The sequence below is a fragment of the Corynebacterium sp. genome (assembly GCF_030532715.1).
Taxonomy (GTDB): Bacteria; Actinomycetota; Actinomycetes; order Mycobacteriales; family Mycobacteriaceae; genus Corynebacterium.
In genome coordinates this window covers 159,500-177,686 of the sequence record NZ_JAUNKO010000002.1, presented here as the reverse complement: position 1 = coordinate 177,686, position 18,187 = coordinate 159,500, and the positions used below count along the sequence as shown (strand labels likewise).

Here is an 18,187-nt window from a genome sequence, read left to right as displayed (position 1 = left end):
TTAGCAACGCGTCACGCCATGCGGAGATCCACGCCGAATGCGCCGCGAATCTGCGAAATGAGATTCAAGTTCCATCGAAAATCCGACGGCGATGCCGCCATAGTTGAGCGCACGCCCGGATGATCTGGGTGGGTAACGTTGTAGTGTTTTCCGCGCAACTCCACCTCAAATCCACGCTGCTCCAACAACTCTTTCATCTCTTTCGCGGTGGTAGGTGCTGCGATACGGCGGTCAGCTTTCGGTGTGGCGCGCTTCTTCGGCATGTCCATGGGCGAAGGCTTGCGCAGCGCAACTTTCGCTTTGTCGCGGGCGGCTGCCACCAGCTCGGCCTCCGGCCCGGAGTATGGGAACACCCCAAGGATGCAGGTACCGTCTTCCGAAACGATCACGGAATGCTCCCCCGCTACAAATTGGTACCTTCCCTGCTCTGCCGGCCGCGGCCGGGACTTTGCTATCGTGTGCCGTAATTCCGCCTCTACCAGCCCAAATCGTTCCATTGCCGCCCGCGCACCGGGAAGCATTTTCGCCTTGGACATTTTCTCCGATGTGGGCGCATCCCCCGCCTGTGTGCCCAGCTTGGATCGGAGCTGGTCTTTCGCCTGCCGTAAATCGATTTCCGGAAAACCTGTGGGTACCTTTTTAGGCAACACGTTTGGCGTCGGCATTGGCTCCGTGGGAGCCTCCTCCACCGTCGGTGTTTTCACCTGCGGCTCGGGCGGCTGTTCCACCACCGGTTGTTCCTCGGTTTTTTGCTTTCCTGCCCGCTCCGAGAACCACCAAACAATACCGCCCGCGACAACAGCAATACTAAGCTGAAGCAGCGCTACCACGTAAATAGGAACACCCAAAACTAAAAGCCACGTTGAAATAAACACCACACCAAGAAACGCAAGCACAACTCCCTGCGCTAGGCGTCGCATGGACATATTCGGCTCCCTCCGCGCATTCTCATTCAAATATTTTATACGCTGTAGTTAAGCACATTTGTCAAGGCAATTGTATACGTTTGCCCCTACAAAGAACTCCGTGTAGCAAAACACAATCTATTTATCTTCGCAATATGCCCCACCCCGGAAACAACCCATTCGATCCTTCGTGCGAAGCGGCGAGAAGCCGCCCCATCACCCGGGGCAACATCACCCCTGCGATCGTACACAACTTATCAGCAGATGTGATGCACGCCGCGCGCATAAAACCCCGATGAAGCTAATTCTTCACCGGGGTTTATCCGCACCACCCCGCTGTGTTCAGGGGTGGCGGCCAACTACAACGAGCTAGATGAGCTTCCACTCCTCCAGGCCGTCATACAGTGGGTATTGTTCCGCGAGTGCGGTCACGCGGCCACGCAACGCCTGCACGTCCGCCCCGCTGCCCGCGGCCAGCGCGCTGCCGATAATGTCTGCAACCTCGGTAAAAGCCGCGGCGTCGAAACCCCGGGTAGCCAAGGCGGGCGTGCCGATGCGCAGCCCGGAGGTCACCATTGGCGGGCGCGGATCATTCGGCACAGCGTTACGGTTGACGGTAATCCCCACGGCGTGCAGCAAATCCTCCGCCTCCTGGCCGTTCATGGTGGAGTTGCGCAGGTCCGCCAGCACGAGGTGCACGTCCGTACCGCCGGTGAGCACATCCACCCCGGCAGCGCGGCAATCCGCCGCCATGAGCCGCTCCGCCAAAATGCGCGCCCCCTCCAGCGTGCGCTGCTGCCGCTCCCGGAACTCCTCGGTGGCGGCGATCTTCAGCGACACCGCCTTCGCCGCGATTGCATGCATCAACGGCCCGCCCTGCTGGCCGGGGAACACTGCGGAGTTGATCTTCTTCGCCCACTGCTCGCGGGACAGGATCAGCCCGGAGCGCGGGCCGCCCAGGGTTTTGTGCACGGTGGTGGACACGACGTCGGCATGCGGTACGGGTGAGGGGTGCAGGCCCGCGGCAACCAAGCCAGCGAAGTGCGCCATGTCTACCCATAGTTTCGCGCCCACTTCGTCGGCAATGTCGCGGAACGCTGCGAAGTCCAAGTGGCGCGGGTAGGCGGACCAGCCCGCGATAATCACGTCGGGGCGTTCCGCCAGGGCCTGTTCGCGCACCTGGTCCATGTCAATGCGCATGGTTTCAGCGTCAACACCGTAGGCCGCGACCTCGTACAGTTTGCCGGAGAAGTTCAGCTTCATACCGTGGGTGAGGTGCCCGCCGTGTGCCAGCGACAGGCCCATGATTTTGTCCCCAGGGTTCGCCAGCGCCATGAGTACCGCGGCGTTGGCTTGCGCGCCGGCGTGTGGCTGCACGTTCGCAGCCTCCGCGCCGAATACTTCCTTGGCGCGTGCGATGGCAAGGTTTTCCACCACGTCCACGTCTTCGCAGCCGCCGTAGTACCGGCGCCCCGGATACCCCTCCGCATACTTATTCGTAAGCACGGAGCCTTGTGCTTGCAGCACGGCGCGTGGCACGAAGTTTTCGGAGGCGATCATCTCTAAGGTGTTGCGTTGCCTGGCGAGCTCGCCGGCCATGGCCTGCGCCACCTCTGGATCCAGCTGCGTGAGCGATTGATAACGAACATCTGTGGTGGCATCGGTCATGGTAGTACCGTCAAACCTTTCAAAGTCAGTCGGGCCGCAAGACCTCGCGGGGCACCGACGTAAGTGAATGCCCGCTTATTGTAACTAGATTTTTCGTACGTACCTACTAGCGTCGAGGAGTTCGCCTCACCCCATGTTCGTCAGCTGCGGCATTGGTTGGCACAATAAGGTGTATGGTTCGCCCCAACGTGGTCAGCCCGTACCTCGACTTCAACCGCACACAGTGGCGAAGGCTGCGTCAGTCAATGCCGCAAGTGCTTACCGCCGCCGAGTTGGAACAGCTCCGCGGTATCGGCGACAATATCGATCTCGACGAAGTCGCCGAAGTATACCTGCCGCTCAGCCGCCTGATTCACCTGCAAATCAACGCTCGCCAAGAGCTGATGAAAGCCACCGAAACGTTCCTTGGGGCCCAAACCCCGCACGTTCCATTTGTTATCGGCATTGCGGGCTCCGTCGCGGTGGGCAAATCCACCACTGCGCGCGTATTGCAGGTACTGCTCCAGCGTTGGGAATCCCACCCACGGGTGGACTTGGTAACCACCGACGGTTTCCTCTACCCCGCTGCCGAATTGCACCGGCGCAATATTATGAACCGAAAAGGCTACCCCGAAAGCTACGATCAGCGGGCGCTGTTACGCTTTGTCACCGAGGTCAAGGCCGGCCGACCCGCCTGCACCGCGCCGGTGTATTCGCACACGTTGTACGACCGTGTGCCGGACGAGTTCATTACGGTCCGGCAGCCCGACATCCTCATCCTCGAGGGCCTCAACGTGCTGCAAACGGGGCCCACGCTCATGGTCAGCGACCTGTTCGATTTTTCCGTGTATGTGGACGCCCGCACCGATGATATTGAGCGCTGGTACATCGACCGCTTCCTCGAGCTGCGCAGCACCGCGTTTTCCGCCCCCGGCGCACATTTCTCCCACTACGCCCAGCTTGACGACGCCCGCGCCCGCGCGGAAGCCCGCGAAATCTGGCAGTCCGTCAACCTCCCGAACCTGGTGGAAAACATCCTGCCCACCCGGGTGCGCGCCTCACTGGTGCTGTTTAAAGACGCCAACCACCTCGTCGAGCGGGTCCGCATGCGCAATATCTAGACCCGCTCGAGGGTCAGCGCCCGCCACCAATCCACAACGGGTTGCACGTGCGCGAAGTCAACGTGATCCACGTCTTTGCCGTACTCGGCGATCATGTTGCGATCGTTTTCATTTAAGCCCGGTTTCCGCTTAATCATTTGATTCACCGACCACAGCACGCTGCGGTGCTTGGCGCTGAGCTGGGAATGGCGAAGCCGGCCCGGCAGGTAGAACCGCTCCACCTCTGGGGCGAGATCCCCCAAGGCGCCGCCCGCCGCATCGCGGGAACGGGCGTACTCGGGCAGGGACATGCCCACCACCACGAGAGCAACCGCGTGGCGGCGCACCAGCAGCCCATGATCCTTCAACCAAGACACCCCCTTGTTCACGGGCCCGTAGTTGGGAGCGCACACGATAATCGGTGCGGGCGTCGCCGCAAGCTCCGCAGCGAACGTCTCCTCCGCGACTGCTAACGGGCGGATCACACCGTCCGTGCGCTTGGCTAGTTCGGTGGCGTACTCCTGAGTGGAGCCGTAGACAGATTCAACGAGAATGTAAGGTGATTTCATTTTCCAAAACGGCGGTGCCGCGAAGAGTAATCACGCAACGCGCGCAAAAAATCGATGCGACGAAACGCCGGCCAGTAAGTATCGGTAAACCAGATTTCTGAGTACGCCGCCTGCCACAGCAAAAACCCGGACAGCCGCTGCTCCCCAGAAGTACGGATTACCAAGTCGGGATCGGGTTGCCCCGAAGTGTACAGGTGCGACGAAATGGATTCCACCGACACCTCCGAAGCCATCTTCTCTGGGGCAATGCCGCGCGCGCCGAGATCGTCAATCAGTTCGCGCACGGCGTCGACAATTTCCTGGCGCCCACCGTAGCCCACAGCGACGTTGACGGTCACCCCCGAATGGTCGTCGGTGTCGCGCACCGCGTCCCGCAACCGCGTGGCCACCTGCTCCGGCAGCAAATCCAAGTGGCCCACGAGCCGCACCCGGCAATCTGCGGCGGGGGCGGAAAGCTCCGCCACAACATCGCCAATAATGTCGAACAGCAGCTCCAGCTCCTCGGACTCCCGCCCCAAGTTTTCGGTGGACAGCAGGTAGATGGTCACCAGTTCAATATCGGTATCGGCGCACCAACGGACCATCTCCCCGATCTTTTTCGCGCCCACGCGGTGCCCATGGCTAACATCCGCGAACCCCGCCTCCCGCGCCCACCGCCGGTTCCCATCACACATGATGGCGACATGCTTCGGATGCTTTGCCCCGCGCAATTCACGTCGGAGAAGTTTCTCGTACACGGGGTACAGCAGCTTCGGCAGATAGTTCACGACACCTAGTTTATGTGCGCACCGTCCCACGTGCACGCGCGGGCATACCAAAATCGCCGAATCGAACGTACGTCAGCTTTTGCGGGCGCTGGGCGGGACTAGAACCACTGCTTGCGCGTGTCCACGGCAAGCCCCTCCGCGGCCATCGCCTTATCCACGGCTTCCTGATCAAACACGTCGATGCCGTGCGTTTCGGCGAATTCTCGACGCCGCGCCATCCGCTTAATGCGGCGCGTCAACGCCCAACCAATAAACAACACCGCCACCAACATGAGCACAATGATGAGCAACCCCACCGGGGACGCCTTGCCAAATTCAGGGCCCAGCGGCCCGCCGCGCTCGGCTTGCGCCAACACGAATTCCACCATACGTTTCTCCTTATTCTTGAGCCGGGCTACGCCTCAGCGGCGGCTTCGGTAATACCTGCGAACAGATCATTTTCTGGATATGCCGTGGTCACGCGGGTGGCCGCCAGCTCAAATTCCTCGGTCGGCCACAGCCTACGCTGTACTTCCACGGGCGTACCGAAAAACGCCCCCGCAGGGTCAATCTGCGTCGCGTGGGCACGCAGGGCGTCGTCACGCTGTTCGAAATAATCGGCGCACGGAACTTGCGTGGTCACCCGGGCCATAATGTCCGCCCGATGCGCCTGCCAACGCTCCAACAGCGGACCGTACGGGCTGGGCTTGCCCTCACGCAACAGCACATCGTGGAACATTTGCATACGCTGGCGAATAAACCCATGCGTGTAATACAACTTCAACGGCGTCCACGCGGGCCCCACCTCCGGCGCGTACGCAGCATCGCCAGCGAGCTCCCAAGCCTTCATTGACACCGCATGCACCTTCAGGTGATCCGGATGGGGGTAGCCACCGTTCTCGTCGTAGGTCACAATCACGTGCGGACGGAACTCGCGGATAACCTGTACCACGTCGCGCACCACAGTCTCGTCGTCTTCCAGCGCGAAACATCCCGCAGGCAACGGGGGCAACGGGTCACCCTGCGGCAAACCGGAATCCACATAGCCCAACCAGCGGTGCTGCGCCCCCAACGCCGCAATCGCCGCAGCCATCTCCTCGCGCCGAATTTCTGTAATGCGCTCCGCAACTCCCGGATTATCCATCGCCGGGTTGAGAATGTCCCCCCGCTCGCCGCCAGTACAGGTCACGATCATCGCCTCGTGCCCCTCAGCAACATAGCGAGCTACAGTCGCAGCACCCTTACTGGACTCATCGTCAGGATGAGCATGGATCGCCATGAGGCGCAGACTGTTCACGAAAAGCACGCTCCTTACACGCCGTTGTTGGACCACTCCTAGACAATCCTAGGCCACGGGCGGGAGTTACTATATATACCGACTACTGGAACACGCACCCGAAGGAACGCCGATGTCCAACACCCGCCGCAGCGACCGCTACGCCACCGACCCCACCAAGGGAAACGTGAGCGGCAAAATCATCGCCGTTGGTTCCGTCATCTTCGTGATCCTAGCGATCATCGTGGCGTTCCAGTACTTCCAAAAAACGAACAGCGCTACCGTCTCCGCAACCCAAAGCGGGTTCGAACGCATCGACGATAATACGTTGCGCATTTCGGTGGATGTGACGCGGAAAAACACCGACGAGGCGACCTATTGCATCGTCACCGCACTCAACTACGACAAGGCGGAGGTAGGCAGGCGCGAGTTCCGCATCGAACCCGGCGGGGACCGCACCGAACGCTTCCAGGTGGAAATACCCACCCGCGACGTGCCCGTTGCCGGCACTGTGTACGGTTGCCACAACAATGTGCCGGCATATCTCACAGAAGGGTCTTAGCGCCCAATTGTGCTAAGATTCACGCGAAGAAGGCTGCCCCGCATGATGCCGTACACCTTTCCGCGCACGATGCGCGCAAATCGTGTGCTTAAAGCGTGCTTTCGGCGTGTGCTCGAAGCTTGCTTAGCAGTGCTCAGCGGGGCGTTGCACTGTGACACGACGGTTGCCAAACGAAAAGGTTTTTACACACACCATGGCTGAGATCCAGAAGCAATACATCACGCCGGAAACCAAGAAGAAGCTGGAAGAGGAGCTCAACGCGCTCATCGCCCACCGCCCGGTCGTTGCCGCTGAAATCAACGAGCGCCGTGAGGAAGGCGACCTCAAGGAAAACGCCGGCTATGATGCCGCCCGCGAGATGCAGGACCAAGAAGAAGCCCGCATCAAACAAATTTCCGAAATCTTGGCTAATTCCACCACGGAACGCGCCGGGCTGGAAGAAGGCGTCGCGCACGTCGGTTCCGTGGTGCACGTGTACTACAACGGTGATCAGAACCAGAAGGAAACCTTCCTGATTGGTACCCGCGCCGCCGCTTCCGACAACAAGGATTTGGAAACGTATTCGGAACACGCACCGCTGGGCGCCGCGATTCTGGGGGCACGCGAAGGTGACACCCGTGAGTACACCGCACCAAATGGCACGGTCATTTCCGTGACCATTGTGTCTGCGGAGCCTTACAATTCTGATAAGGCAGCAACTCTTCGCTCCAGCTAAGCTTTACCACAGTGTGAAGTGTCTGCCGTCCACCAGCGTGGGCGGCATTCTTTGTGCCTACTCATTTTCTGCCCAATTCCTAGGAACCGACATATCCATGCGTTTGTATGCCATCGCTCTCACCGCAGCTAGCCTCGCTTTCCTTAGCGCGTGTACGTCCCCACCCGGCGAAATTGACTCCGACCGCCGCATAGATACCGCCCCAGACGTCGCCGCGCCGACCTCCACGCAGAAGACACTCACCAGCCCAGCCAGCCGCGCCAGCACCGAAAGCTCCTTATCGACGTCCCCCACTACCGAATCAACCAGCAGCACCACCACGTCCGAAACCACTGCGTCAACCCCCACCTCCTACATGGTGCACGCCTCCCACGGCATCCCCGGCGTGATCGACTGCGTGGGTAGCCCCACGAAACGCCCCTCCTCACTGTCCTTGTCCTGCTCCCACACTGGGGATCGGCTCAAAGACATCACGTGGGAAACCTGGAACGAAACCTCCGCGCAGGGCACCGCCATCCGCGAAACCAAAATCTGCGGGGGCACCGTGTGCAAAACCAAGGACGCGAAGGGACAAACCTCCGAAACTGAAGTCAAGGTGGAACTTTCCGCACCCACCATGACCTCCCAAGGGCCCGCCTTCACCCTCATTACCGTCAACGGCGCCAGCATCGTCCTCTAAGTCCCGCCACGAGCGGAACAATCTCACAGCGCGCACGGACGCGCGAAAACGCCCCGCTTGCAAGATCCTCGCGGATCCTTGTCAAGCGGGGCGTTGCTGGCGTAACGGCCGGTTAGTTGCCGCGGAAATAGCTGAGCAGGCGGAGGATTTCGGTGTAGAGCCACACCAGGGTCACTGCGAGGCCAAGCGCCACGCCCCACGCCATCCGGGCCGGCGCGCCAGAGCGGACCAAGCGATCAGCAACATCAAAGTCCTGCAGGAAGCTAAACGCTGCGAGACCAATGCACACCAGAGAGAAGATGATTGCCAGCGGGCCGCCGTTGGTCAGCGGGTTCATCCCAGTGACAAAGAACAACATCATGTTGCCCAGCGCCAGCACCAGCACGCCGACCAAGGCGGCCGTCATAATGCGCTGGAAACGCGGCGTCACCTTCACCGCGCCGGTCTTGTACACGTACAACATGCCGAGGAACACGCCGACGGTGCCGATCACCGCCTGGCCGATCATCACGCCAGCGTCGGCGGATTTGCCAACGAGAACGCCGGAGAATACTAACGAAATGCCACCAACGAACAGGCCCTCAAAGAAAGCGTAGGTGAGGGTGATCGCTGCGGAACCGTACTTCTTACCGAACGTACCAATCAGCACCGTGATCAAACCGCCGATAGCGCCGACGATCGTGAGCAGCATCGCCAGCGGCGCGCTCACATACATAGCGATACCAAAGTTCAGCACTGCCATCACCACAATCACGGCGAGAGTGATGCCGGTCTTGGTGATGACATCATCAACAGTGATGGGGCGCTCAGCCGTGGCGGCGCCTGCGGAAGGGTACTGGGAGTATGGGTCCGCTGGGTAGCCCTGGAACGGATTCTGGACGGCCCGCTGCCTGGAGCCAACCAGCGAACTGAATACAGGGTTACTGCTACGCACTTGGAGTCCCTGTTCCTTTCTTGGGTCATGGGGAAAATGCTTACAACCCAATCAACGCACCAGCGACGAAATTAGTTCCCAACCGGGTTAGATTCCCCGCTGATACTCCCGCGGGGTAACCCCCTGAGCGTACTTAAATGCCCTGCTGAACGCGCTATGCGTGCCGTATCCAACGGCGATTCCAACATCTTTGGGGCGCTGCCCTCGACGCAATAAATCTCGCGCACGTTCCATCTTTTTCGCTAATACTTCTGAAGTTCCCAGGGTGCGATGCACCCGATAATCCACTGCAATAGCTCGAAGGCTCGGCTGGCTTACAAACATCTCCCCCTTCGGCAGTGGGAACAGGACTGAGCCGGAAGCGACGTCGATACGCGCGCTACTGTCGGCGGTCAGCGTGGCGGTGTCTCCAGCCGCCAAAAACCGGCAATAGCTGCCGTCGACTAACGTTGCGGTCCCGCGCTCTACCCACCACACAACATCGATATCGCTTGCGAATACGGTGTAGGACTCACAGGCGGGCGGGGAGCCAACATCCCCCATGCCAGCCGCGCCGGTGGTAAACGCAGACGGCGGACACCCAGTGTGCCGACGGAACGCGCGCGTAAGGCTGCTTGTTGCCGAAAACCCAACCAAGTTTGCTGCGACCGCTACGGAAAACCCCAAGGTCAACAGCTCCACGGCGGCAGATACCCGAACGCCTGCGCGCCACTCGCTAAAGGATAGTCCGGTGCCCGCAATAAACTGCCGCTGAATGGTACGGGAGCTTACGCGCAACTGCGCAGCGAAATCCTCAAGCGAAGTCTGATCAGCAACGTTTTCCGTCAACCACGTGGCTACCTGCCGCGCCTCCGCGGCAGCAGGCATGGGCGGCGACGCAGCTGGCACCTCACACACAGTGGCGATTTCAGCCGGGAGCACATACTCCGGATTCGAAACGGCGAGCGAGAATTCGCGGAGCATCACGGTCCCCCAGCCTGGGCCGAACACCACTCTGCGCGGCGCGAGCGAACGCACCGTATCAGCGGGCAGCGGCAGCACTATTCCCTGCTGCTCAACGATCGTAGCCGCGCTTGCATAAAGCCCAGTGCCCGCGCGTATCTCCATCACCTCAGCCCCCGTGCGAAGAGTCGCCGAACCCTCATGGCACCAAAACAGCGTGGGTTGCGGAAACGCAGACATAACCATCCTTTTGAATTAGGTAACGCTAACCTGAATAAGTATAGCGGACTAGGTTCCCACGAGCGCAACACCCAACCCACACACCACGCACCGCCAGCATAAATCCACCAACAATAAGAAATTTTGAATGGAACACAAAATTCTGCCGTTAATTTTGCGCAAATTTTAAATATGTTGCCAGGTCCGCATAATTGGGAATTGAGGGCCACTTACCGTGTATGCTGAACTGGTATTTTGTCACTTCTCCTGAATAGAGTTGTTGTCGATGTTTCACAACAAAGGTGCCTCACCACGCACCGCAATATTGCGAAAACTAGCTGCGCTTCCCTTGGCTGCCACGTTGTTGCTTGCCGGATGTGCCAGCGAGTCCACCATCGGCGGCAATGCCCCAACGTCTGCGATGGGTGCTGGCCCCGACGGCGGGCCATTGCGAATAATTTCCAATCCGGACCTCACTGCGGAATGGCAAGCCGAAAATTTCAAACGTAACTATGAACAAAATATTAAATGGCGCGAGTGCGGCCCCAAAGACGGCTTAATTCCCGAAGTTGAACAAGCCCTAGAAGCCGTAAATGTCAACACCAAGGAAGTGAAATGTGGCAGCATCGCCGCACCACTTGACTGGACGGACCCGGAAAACCTGCAATCCGTTGAACTTGCGGTAGTGCACATTCCATCCACAGGCGATAAGCCAAAAGGCACGCTGCTGGGCAACCCCGGAGGCCCCGGCGCCACCGGCCGCGATTTCATGATTGGCATGACAGTGTCGCCCGGCTTTGACAAGCTTCTTGCAGAATACGACCTGCTTGGTTTTGACCCGCGCGGCATCGGCGCCTCCCAGCCAATCCAATGCCAAGATTCGGAATATACAAACTCCACCCTGCGCATCGGCGATTGCATTGGCAAAAACCCACTCGCCCATTACATGGGCACCTCCTCAGTAGCGCGCGATATGGAATTAATGCGCGCACTCATGAAGGACGACAAACTCAACTACCTCGGCTATTCCTACGGCACAATGCTGGGCGCAACGTATGCCACCCTGTTCCAAGACAAAGTTGGCCGCATGGTGCTTGACTCAGCCGAAGATGCCGGCTGGGCGACCCCGATTCACCGCTTTGAACAACAAGTAGCCATCTCCCGCGCGATTGTGCACCTTGGGCAAACCTGCGAAGCGGAATACACCAAAGACGGCACCCTCAATACCTGCCCGTTCGTGGATGAGCAAAGCGTCGCCGACCTTATCAAAAAACTCGACGAGCAGCCGCTACACGGCGACGAAGGCGCCACTCTCACGGGACACGACGTGTACAGCTACCTAACAAGCACCTTGTACCGAAGCGCATTCGACCGGAAGATTTCCATAGCGGCGCTGAACTTAGCACTCGAAGGTGACGGCGAAACCATCAAACTCATCGCAGATTCGATCGCCTCCGGCGGCGCAGCCGTAGACACCTCCGGAACGATTGTTACCTGCCACTCCTTCCCCAACGATCCGGATATTCCGGGATTGTTGGAGCACGTCAACCGCATAGGCATGCCATTACTGCTGGGCGGCCCCGACATTGATGAGCAAAACCTCTCGGACCTTGCAGACCTCGGCTGCTTCGCCCTGCCGGAAAGCGGCCACGACATTTACGAGGAATTCCACGCACCCAACGCCGCCCCCATCCTGGTCATCGGCATCACCGGCGACCACACGACGCCGTTCCAATACGCGGAAGCGTTGAACAAACAACTGGAAACCTCCACCCTGCTGACCGTAGATGCCCAAGGCCACGCCGCATCATTTCAAGGACGCTCCAGCTGCGTGGACGACAAGGTAGTCACCTACTTCCTCGACGGCACACTCCCAGCAGCAGGAACCGTCTGCGAAGACGATCCCGTAGAAGAATCGGAGCAAAACACCGAAACTGAAACTGCGGAAACCCCAACCACCCCAAATTCATAGCCCGAGCCAAAACCTCAGCTCCCCGCATGTTGGATCGCCACCACAAGCATCCAGCGCGCGGGGAGCTTTATTATTCATCCCCTAATACCCCGCACCATCACCTCGCGCGACGACTCCCTCCAACGTGGTGCCCCCAGTCGGACTCGACCCAGCTGCTATTTTCAGCATAAATGGCGTTTGAACTGGGGGTTTGCCGTTTTCGCACCGGGTAGCGGGTTTTATGTTTTCCCAAGCAGTAGCCCCTAGGTTAGCTAGACTTCGCAACTTTCTCCGTCAAAACTCCGTCACGGAAACACCCCACTAAACCCGGGTCAACACCACCAAAACACCACGGCTACCCACCCAACGGCCGAGACACGACCCCCTATGCCCGCCTGCCCTCCAGGCGACCGTCTCACCGGTCAGCCCACTGGACAATCGAAGCTGAGAAAACGCTGATTTTGGCCCTATTGCCAGCGGAAATTAGTGGACAATGGAGTGGTCAATGAATACGACCATTCAGGGACGTCACCCGCAGACAGATGAACTGCGCACGTTCACCATCTTAAGGGGATGCGCTTTAGCCTAGACGCAAGAAAACCTACGCTTCCCCTTAGGTAAAATTAAGGAATGGTAATGAAGGAAGAACCAAGCACGGACTGGCGCATCCAAGATGTCATCTCCCTCCGATTTGACGGGGAGAACACAAACGGGACCGCAGTCCACGAACTCCGAGCAGAACACGTCGCACAAACTCTGCTCGGATTAACTGAACTCACCGAAGACTTCGAAAAAGCCGGCGTTTTCCACCCAGAAGGTCCTATAAAATCTGAAATACTCATTCGCCCAGCGAAAGAGGGATCTTTCATTATCGAAGCGATGAGATTCATAACAGAGAACCCTGAAACGGCAAAAGAAATCGCCTACACCGTTGTCGGCATCCCCACAGTCTCTCAACTCATTCAATGGTCCGTCAAAGCAACCAGTGACCAATTGGTCGATGCCAGCCCTCTTGACGACGGCAGCTACAAAGTGAAGTGGCGCAATGATTCGGTTGACATCATTCCCGCCAAAGCATTTATGGAACTGAATAAAAAGACGGTTCGACGCCGCAAACAGCTCCGAAAAATCATGGCACCACTTACCGACCCCCGAATCACTGAGCTCAACGTCACACCCGCGAAGGATAACCCTGACGTTAAGCGCGACGAGCACTACACGCTAACGAAGGCCGATTACATTCGTGTCAACCCCGAGGACGAAATTGAAGAATCATCCAACATCATCACTCACGAAGGCACTCTCGCAGTCGCGGACCTAGAAGGAGGCGGGGCCTGGTCTGTGCGCGTCGGGGACACCCGTAAGAAAGTCGAAATTAAAGATTCAGTGTTCCTAGAACAGGTCAGGCATGGAGAAAAAGTGAATAACGAAAATCTATACACGATGATGATCCAGGAAGATAGAGTAAAAAAGAACGGCAAGACCACGTCAACCAAGTGGACTATCTTGCACATCAAGCGGAAGGAGGCCCACGGTGACGACCCCAATCCCAATGGAGACAATCCGCACAACGATACAGAAAAACAATCAGACCTATCGCCGTCGGCTGACGATAACCAGTAGCTGGCTTCTCTTTGCAGGAACCGTCTCCCTCATCACAGCTGGTGTGCTTATCACGTTCACCCAAGTACCACTTTGGGTTGCCTTGCCCGCAGTAGTTGCAGCTTTTGAAGGCGCACGTGGCCTCCTACAAGTTCGACGCGCGAAAAGATTCCCGTAACCCACGCTCCAAAAGGCGCGCACAAAAAGATAGGGAACCCTCTCCACCGGCCACACAACCAGCAAAGAGAGTTCCCTCATGTTCATTCCTCCCCACGCCCCTCCCAACCAATCGCCTCAGCCACCTGCCCCGGAATCTTCGGCGCGCCCGGCGGCGGCGCGTTGGTGCTCCGCCTGCGTTGCGCGTTCCTCCGCTTTTTGCAGTTCGGTTTTGTTCGCATCCTCAAGCTTTTTCAGCGTTTCGGCGGCGGCTTGGTTGTCTTTGGCGCGGCGTTCCCATTTGCGGGTCTGCGCTTTCCAATGCTCCGCGGTGCTTTCCGCACCCTGCTCGGATTCAGCCCCAGAACTATCCGCATCCTGAGCCTGTGCAGCCCCAGAGCTGTCCGCACCCGCTGAAGTATCTGCCGAGGCTGGGGCCGCACCAGCGTTTTCGCCCTCAACCCGCCGAACCCACACCGGACCCCGTGTCTTCATAATTTCCTCCTATTTATTTCCCTTTTCGGCAAAACGCCCACCATTTCGGCCGGGCGCATAACAAAACCCCACAACCAAACCAGTTGTGGGGTTCTCGTGCGTTGCCGGGAATCGAACCCGGCGAAATCACCAAATCAACGCTTTAAGCCGCATCTATACCTTCGAACTGATCCTCATACGGGTCGAAAATTTCCGCAGACTCCGCTCCATCAGATCGACGCATATGCTCTAGCCCATCCACAAAGTCCTCCAGACCTCCCCAGAAGAGCTCTACATCCCAGTCCGTATCACGAACGAGTTCGTCAAAAACCAAGGAAAGTAGCTTTATCTCTCGATCCTCAGAAGATTTAGACCCGCTGACATAAAACTCTCCGTAAGCCCGCCTATCGTACTCCGGAACGTCAACAACGCATATGCAAAAAGGATCAAGGCCCGACGCTTCCGCTACACGACGCACTATATCCCGACCTAAGGATAAAGCAGCTTCCCGGTCACCGGAGAACCTACGAATAATCACACAAGGATCAACGGACATCTGACTCTCCTTCCCAGAAAAACACGCGTTCTTTACCTACAGCTACAGTTCTAGCAATTTTGTGACCATCATTTAAAGCAGATTTGCGGACAGCCTGAAAAACTTGGGCATCATCAACATCAACACCACGGTAATCAATGATCACCGTGCCCGCCTGCAACGCGCCAGACCTTACGTTTGCCTCGAACTTTTTGAAACTACGTAAAACCTTCACATCAGCAGTCAAATACCCATCGATAAGAAAATCAGGTGTAGAAAGCTTACCCGTGGCTTTTAACAACTTATCGTGTATTGCCGCGCTTTGGCTCGCTGGAGTAACGAAATCTACAGTTCTAGCACCGTTCGCTAGCCGCCAGTCACGGACTTTGGCTTCTCTATCTACAGAAACTGAGTTAACCAAATCGCGAGGATCCGTCAGCAAACCCAAGCTCTTGATCTGATCTGCCGATAACGCCTCACTAGACTTCACCGCATCCAAAGGAGATGCGATAACCCTGAAAGCATCCCCCGGGATCCACCCCGGTGTCCCCAACTTTCGCCGAAGTTCAGCCTCTTCACCCGAAATGCCACGTGACTCATTAACAGTTTTAGCAACTGTGAACTTATGAGCTGCTTCAACAGACTCCATGTGCTCTCGGTGTTCACGATTACCACGCTCGCTAACTCTAGACCTCCGCTCCTGCACCGCCGCCGCAAACGCCGCCTGCTGCGCCTTCGGCCCCTCAACCCCCGCCGTCGCAGCCTTCCACAACTGCTCCAACTGCCGATTAATCACCGGCAAATCCGCCGTAGACTGCACCTCAATCGCCAAACACGAACAATTATCGTGATATGACCCGCCCCGCGCCCGCTGCACCACCGTCTGCTCTGAATACACAGCCCCACGCGACGCCAACATCAAACAAAACACACACGCCCCCGGCGACGGCACCCTCGCAAACCGGGTGCCCGCCACCCTCGTCGTCAACGCCACAGTCTCACGAGCCGGCTGCAACACCAACCGATTCAACACCCCAGCCAACTTCCGCCGCGCCAACCCCACATCCAACACCCCACCCTCCCGCGACGTGCGCAACGCCCACCCAAACGACGCCTCCGCCTGCTCCAACCCCGCAGGATCCGCCACCACCGGATAATCCAACCCCGCCAACACATCATCCAACTGCCGCGACCGAAAGAAATAATCCGCCGCCGCATACCCAGCCTGCTCCCCATACACCCGGGCGTGTTGGGGGTTCCTGAGGTGCTGCCAGTGACGCCGCATGGTTTGCGGCATGTGGCGGCGGAGTTACTGATGTCCGCGGGGTAAATGTGAAGGTAGTGCAGACTCAGTTGGGGCACAAGTCGGCGGCGATGACGTTGGATGTGTATGCGGAGTTGTTTGATGAGGATTTGGATGCGGTGGCTTCGGTGTTGGATGGGTTGTGTCGGGCTGTTTCGTAATTTTTCTCCGTCAAAACTCCGTCACGGCGGTGGTTTTTCGGGACTGAAACCCGTTCTGACCTGCAAATTCTTGAGTGCCCCCAGTCGGACTCGAACCGACACTGGGCGGATTTTAAGTCCGCTGCCTCTGCCAATTGGGCTATAGGGGCTTGGGTGAATCACCCGTGAGTAGTTTAGCGCATGATGGCCGCGCCGTCCGAAAGCCCTGCAATCATGCCGTCAAGAATGTCTTTTTCGCTGACCAATAGCGAGGAAACACCCGCGTGTTCTTCGGCCATGGTGAGAATTCCCTGCACGATAATGCTGCCGCCGGCGATCACATCCGCACGCCCAGGATGAATCACCGGGTTGGCGGCGCGCTGCTGGGTGGATTCGGCGATGAGGCGTTGCACAAGGATACGCAGGGCGTCGAAACGTAGTTCGGATCCGTGGATGGCGGTGGCGTCGTACTCCTCCAACCCCAGGGCAAGTGCGGCGAGCGTGGTAAAGGTACCGGCGCAACCAACGAAGGTGCGCGCCTGGTCGATGGGCACGTGCTGGCGCACTTCTTCGAGGCACGTGGTGACGTACTCGGTGGCAATCTCTACCTCCGCCTCACACGGCGGGTCACTACCGAGCAATCGTTCGGTAAGGCGAACGCAGCCGAGTTGTGCACTTAACGCCCCGTGGATCGTGCCGTCATAATCGCCGACGATGCATTCGGTTGAGCCACCGCCAAGATCAATGACGCAAAACGGCCCCGACGCCGGATCCAAGTCCGCCACTGCGCCGCGGAACGACAACGCCGCCTCCTCATCGCCGGAAATCACTTCCGCGCAATATCCTGGGCGGAATCTTCCGAGAATCTCCGCTGTCATGCGGAAGAACGCTTCCTTGTTGGCCGCATCTCGAGTCGCGGACGTGGCTACCATGCGCACATCGCTCACCCGGTATTCCACCATGAGATCGGCATATGTTTCTAGCACTGCACGCGTGCGCGCTAACGCGGCGTCGCTGAGCCGCCCAGTGGCATCCACACCCTCGCCCAAACGAACGATTTCCATGGTGCGCACCAGTTCGGTGGTGGTGCCGTTCAGCACCTCCGCAATCAGCAAACGCAGTGAATTCGTGCCGCAGTCGATCGCTCCGTATCGAGTCATGGGCGCACCTCCGCATTGCTGAAATCAAACTCATCTAAGCTCACGCCAAGCTCCTCGCAGGTCGGCCAATCAGCGGGCACCGCAGTCCCCCGCAACTGCGCGTGTTCGGCCGCCAGTGCGACTGCCTCCGTGCCCAGCCGCACCCGCTCCGGTCCGGCCGCCAAAGCGTAGGCGATCAGCACGTGCAGGCACTTCACGCGGTCCGGCATGCCGCCACCGGAAAAGTCCGTGCCCAAATCCTCGTACGCATTACGTTCCTGCAAGTACAGCTCGTGGGCGCGCTGATAATCGGCCTTCAGTTCGGCGTCTCGTTCCAGCCGCTCCGTCATCCACTTCATCACGTGCGCCACCTCTAACCGGGAAGCTTCCGCCGTCAACCGGGGATCCGTGAGGTAATACAGCGTTGGAAAGGGCGTACCATCGTCAAGCCGGGGCGCGGTTTTCACCACGCCGGGCGCACCGTCTGGGCAACGGTAGGCAATTTCCAATACGCCGCGAGGGGGGCGGCCAAGCTGCTGCGCCACGGCCGCAATGTCGGCGGGATCTACATGTGCACTCATTATCGTTTCTCC

General features: G+C 58.5%; 19 protein-coding genes, 1 tRNA gene and 1 pseudogene. 7 read left to right on the top strand and 14 right to left on the bottom strand.

Annotation, left to right across the window (positions count from 1 at the left end; genetic code table 11):
- Positions 1-11 precede the first annotated feature (11 nt).
- Together Q4D83_RS03925 and glyA are read right to left on the bottom strand one after the other, a co-directional pair.
- Positions 12-926, bottom strand: coding sequence for a hypothetical protein (locus Q4D83_RS03925; RefSeq protein WP_303173165.1), 915 nt, complete (start codon positions 924-926; stop codon positions 12-14).
- Positions 927-1,274: 348 nt separating this feature from the next.
- Positions 1,275-2,573 carry a serine hydroxymethyltransferase gene (gene glyA, locus Q4D83_RS03920; protein ID WP_303173163.1) on the bottom strand — a complete coding sequence of 433 codons (1,299 nt, stop codon included), beginning with the start codon at positions 2,571-2,573 and terminating at the stop codon, positions 1,275-1,277.
- A gap of 173 nt (positions 2,574-2,746) precedes the next feature.
- On the opposite strand from glyA, the gene coaA reads away from it, so the two are divergent.
- Entirely contained in the window at positions 2,747-3,673 is a 927-nt protein-coding gene (coaA, locus tag Q4D83_RS03915) for a type I pantothenate kinase (RefSeq protein ID WP_303173161.1), read from the top strand.
- Here the strand turns inward: coaA and Q4D83_RS03910 are convergent.
- The 4 genes from Q4D83_RS03910 to mca form a co-directional block, all read right to left on the bottom strand.
- On the bottom strand, positions 3,670-4,221 hold the full coding sequence (locus tag Q4D83_RS03910; RefSeq protein WP_303173159.1) for a flavodoxin domain-containing protein: 552 nt from the start codon (positions 4,219-4,221) through the stop codon (positions 3,670-3,672). The two genes, coaA and Q4D83_RS03910, sit on opposite strands and share 4 nt — an antisense overlap.
- On the bottom strand, positions 4,218-4,988 hold the full coding sequence (locus tag Q4D83_RS03905) for an isoprenyl transferase (RefSeq protein ID WP_303173157.1): 771 nt from the start codon (positions 4,986-4,988) through the stop codon (positions 4,218-4,220). Before Q4D83_RS03905 ends, Q4D83_RS03910 begins: the two co-directional genes overlap by 4 nt.
- Positions 4,989-5,086: 98 nt before the next feature.
- Positions 5,087-5,356, bottom strand: coding sequence for a hypothetical protein (locus Q4D83_RS03900; protein ID WP_303173155.1), 270 nt, complete (start codon positions 5,354-5,356; stop codon positions 5,087-5,089).
- A 26-nt stretch (positions 5,357-5,382) separates the two neighbouring features.
- Positions 5,383-6,264, bottom strand: coding sequence for a mycothiol conjugate amidase Mca (gene mca / locus Q4D83_RS03895; protein WP_303173154.1), 882 nt, complete (start codon positions 6,262-6,264; stop codon positions 5,383-5,385).
- Positions 6,265-6,376: 112 nt separating this feature from the next.
- On the opposite strand from mca, the gene Q4D83_RS03890 reads away from it, so the two are divergent.
- From Q4D83_RS03890 to Q4D83_RS03880, 3 genes are all read left to right on the top strand, one after another.
- Positions 6,377-6,805: a DUF4307 domain-containing protein gene (locus Q4D83_RS03890; protein WP_303173153.1), complete on the top strand. Its 429-nt coding sequence runs from the start codon at positions 6,377-6,379 to the stop codon at positions 6,803-6,805.
- A 193-nt stretch (positions 6,806-6,998) separates the two neighbouring features.
- Complete coding sequence (gene greA, locus Q4D83_RS03885) at positions 6,999-7,520, top strand: transcription elongation factor GreA (RefSeq protein WP_146325081.1); 522 nt, start codon at positions 6,999-7,001, stop codon at positions 7,518-7,520.
- 97 nt (positions 7,521-7,617) lie between these two features.
- Positions 7,618-8,199 carry a hypothetical protein gene (locus Q4D83_RS03880; protein ID WP_303173150.1) on the top strand — a complete coding sequence of 194 codons (582 nt, stop codon included), beginning with the start codon at positions 7,618-7,620 and terminating at the stop codon, positions 8,197-8,199.
- 112 nt (positions 8,200-8,311) lie between these two features.
- Here Q4D83_RS03880 and Q4D83_RS03875 read toward each other — a convergent pair whose 3' ends face one another.
- The gene (locus Q4D83_RS03875) at positions 8,312-9,133 is read right to left on the bottom strand and encodes a Bax inhibitor-1/YccA family protein (protein ID WP_303173149.1); all 822 of its coding nucleotides are present in this window, start codon (positions 9,131-9,133) and stop codon (positions 8,312-8,314) included.
- 87 nt (positions 9,134-9,220) lie between these two features.
- Positions 9,221-10,315, bottom strand: a complete 1,095-nt coding sequence (locus Q4D83_RS03870) for an AraC family transcriptional regulator (protein WP_303173147.1) — start codon at positions 10,313-10,315, stop codon at positions 9,221-9,223.
- Between the two features lie 265 nt (positions 10,316-10,580).
- On the opposite strand from Q4D83_RS03870, the gene Q4D83_RS03865 reads away from it, so the two are divergent.
- Positions 10,581-12,266, top strand: a complete 1,686-nt coding sequence (locus tag Q4D83_RS03865; RefSeq protein ID WP_303173146.1) for an alpha/beta hydrolase — start codon at positions 10,581-10,583, stop codon at positions 12,264-12,266.
- 615 nt (positions 12,267-12,881) lie between these two features.
- Positions 12,882-13,868 (top strand): hypothetical protein, encoded by a 987-nt coding sequence (locus Q4D83_RS03860; RefSeq protein WP_303173144.1) that lies wholly within the window; start codon positions 12,882-12,884, stop codon positions 13,866-13,868.
- Between the two features lie 273 nt (positions 13,869-14,141).
- On the opposite strand, the gene Q4D83_RS03855 is transcribed toward Q4D83_RS03860, so the two are convergent.
- From Q4D83_RS03855 to Q4D83_RS03845, 3 genes are all read right to left on the bottom strand, one after another.
- Positions 14,142-14,498: a hypothetical protein gene (locus tag Q4D83_RS03855; protein WP_303173143.1), complete on the bottom strand. Its 357-nt coding sequence runs from the start codon at positions 14,496-14,498 to the stop codon at positions 14,142-14,144.
- Positions 14,499-14,640: 142 nt separating this feature from the next.
- Positions 14,641-15,033 (bottom strand): hypothetical protein, encoded by a 393-nt coding sequence (locus Q4D83_RS03850; protein WP_303173142.1) that lies wholly within the window; start codon positions 15,031-15,033, stop codon positions 14,641-14,643.
- Positions 15,023-15,844, bottom strand: a complete 822-nt coding sequence (locus Q4D83_RS03845) for a hypothetical protein (RefSeq protein ID WP_303173140.1) — start codon at positions 15,842-15,844, stop codon at positions 15,023-15,025. Before Q4D83_RS03845 ends, Q4D83_RS03850 begins: the two co-directional genes overlap by 11 nt.
- A gap of 441 nt (positions 15,845-16,285) precedes the next feature.
- Between Q4D83_RS03845 and Q4D83_RS03840 the strand changes: the two are divergent.
- Positions 16,286-16,476 (top strand): annotated as a pseudogene (locus Q4D83_RS03840) (tyrosine-type recombinase/integrase); the annotation flags it as partial.
- Positions 16,477-16,551: 75 nt separating this feature from the next.
- On the opposite strand, the gene Q4D83_RS03835 reads toward Q4D83_RS03840, so the two are convergent.
- The 3 genes from Q4D83_RS03835 to Q4D83_RS03825 all read right to left on the bottom strand — a co-directional run bounded on the left by Q4D83_RS03835 (position 16,552) and on the right by Q4D83_RS03825 (position 18,175).
- Positions 16,552-16,625, bottom strand: a tRNA-Leu gene (locus Q4D83_RS03835).
- A 24-nt stretch (positions 16,626-16,649) separates the two neighbouring features.
- Complete coding sequence (locus Q4D83_RS03830) at positions 16,650-17,615, bottom strand: Ppx/GppA phosphatase family protein (protein WP_303173138.1); 966 nt, start codon at positions 17,613-17,615, stop codon at positions 16,650-16,652.
- Positions 17,612-18,175: a DUF501 domain-containing protein gene (locus tag Q4D83_RS03825; protein ID WP_303173136.1), complete on the bottom strand. Its 564-nt coding sequence runs from the start codon at positions 18,173-18,175 to the stop codon at positions 17,612-17,614. The genes Q4D83_RS03830 and Q4D83_RS03825 overlap by 4 nt, the downstream gene beginning before the upstream one ends.
- Between the last annotated feature and the right edge of the window lie 12 nt (positions 18,176-18,187).

Bases quoted from the DNA above. Each gene is read 5' to 3' on its own strand.
- Q4D83_RS03925 (WP_303173165.1), bottom strand. From the start codon at position 926: ATGTCCATGCGACGCCTAGCGCAGGGAGTTGTGCTTGCGTTTCTTGGT.
- glyA (WP_303173163.1), bottom strand. From the start codon at position 2,573: ATGACCGATGCCACCACAGATGTTCGTTATCAATCGCTCACGCAGCTG.
- coaA (WP_303173161.1), top strand. From the start codon at position 2,747: ATGGTTCGCCCCAACGTGGTCAGCCCGTACCTCGACTTCAACCGCACA.
- Q4D83_RS03910 (WP_303173159.1), bottom strand. From the start codon at position 4,221: ATGAAATCACCTTACATTCTCGTTGAATCTGTCTACGGCTCCACTCAG.
- Q4D83_RS03900 (WP_303173155.1), bottom strand. From the start codon at position 5,356: ATGGTGGAATTCGTGTTGGCGCAAGCCGAGCGCGGCGGGCCGCTGGGC.
- Q4D83_RS03890 (WP_303173153.1), top strand. From the start codon at position 6,377: ATGTCCAACACCCGCCGCAGCGACCGCTACGCCACCGACCCCACCAAG.
- greA (WP_146325081.1), top strand. From the start codon at position 6,999: ATGGCTGAGATCCAGAAGCAATACATCACGCCGGAAACCAAGAAGAAG.
- Q4D83_RS03880 (WP_303173150.1), top strand. From the start codon at position 7,618: ATGCGTTTGTATGCCATCGCTCTCACCGCAGCTAGCCTCGCTTTCCTT.
- Q4D83_RS03870 (WP_303173147.1), bottom strand. From the start codon at position 10,315: ATGTCTGCGTTTCCGCAACCCACGCTGTTTTGGTGCCATGAGGGTTCG.
- Q4D83_RS03865 (WP_303173146.1), top strand. From the start codon at position 10,581: ATGTTTCACAACAAAGGTGCCTCACCACGCACCGCAATATTGCGAAAA.
- Q4D83_RS03860 (WP_303173144.1), top strand. From the start codon at position 12,882: ATGAAGGAAGAACCAAGCACGGACTGGCGCATCCAAGATGTCATCTCC.
- Q4D83_RS03855 (WP_303173143.1), bottom strand. From the start codon at position 14,498: ATGAAGACACGGGGTCCGGTGTGGGTTCGGCGGGTTGAGGGCGAAAAC.
- Q4D83_RS03850 (WP_303173142.1), bottom strand. From the start codon at position 15,033: ATGTCCGTTGATCCTTGTGTGATTATTCGTAGGTTCTCCGGTGACCGG.
- Q4D83_RS03830 (WP_303173138.1), bottom strand. From the start codon at position 17,615: ATGACTCGATACGGAGCGATCGACTGCGGCACGAATTCACTGCGTTTG.
- Q4D83_RS03825 (WP_303173136.1), bottom strand. From the start codon at position 18,175: ATGAGTGCACATGTAGATCCCGCCGACATTGCGGCCGTGGCGCAGCAG.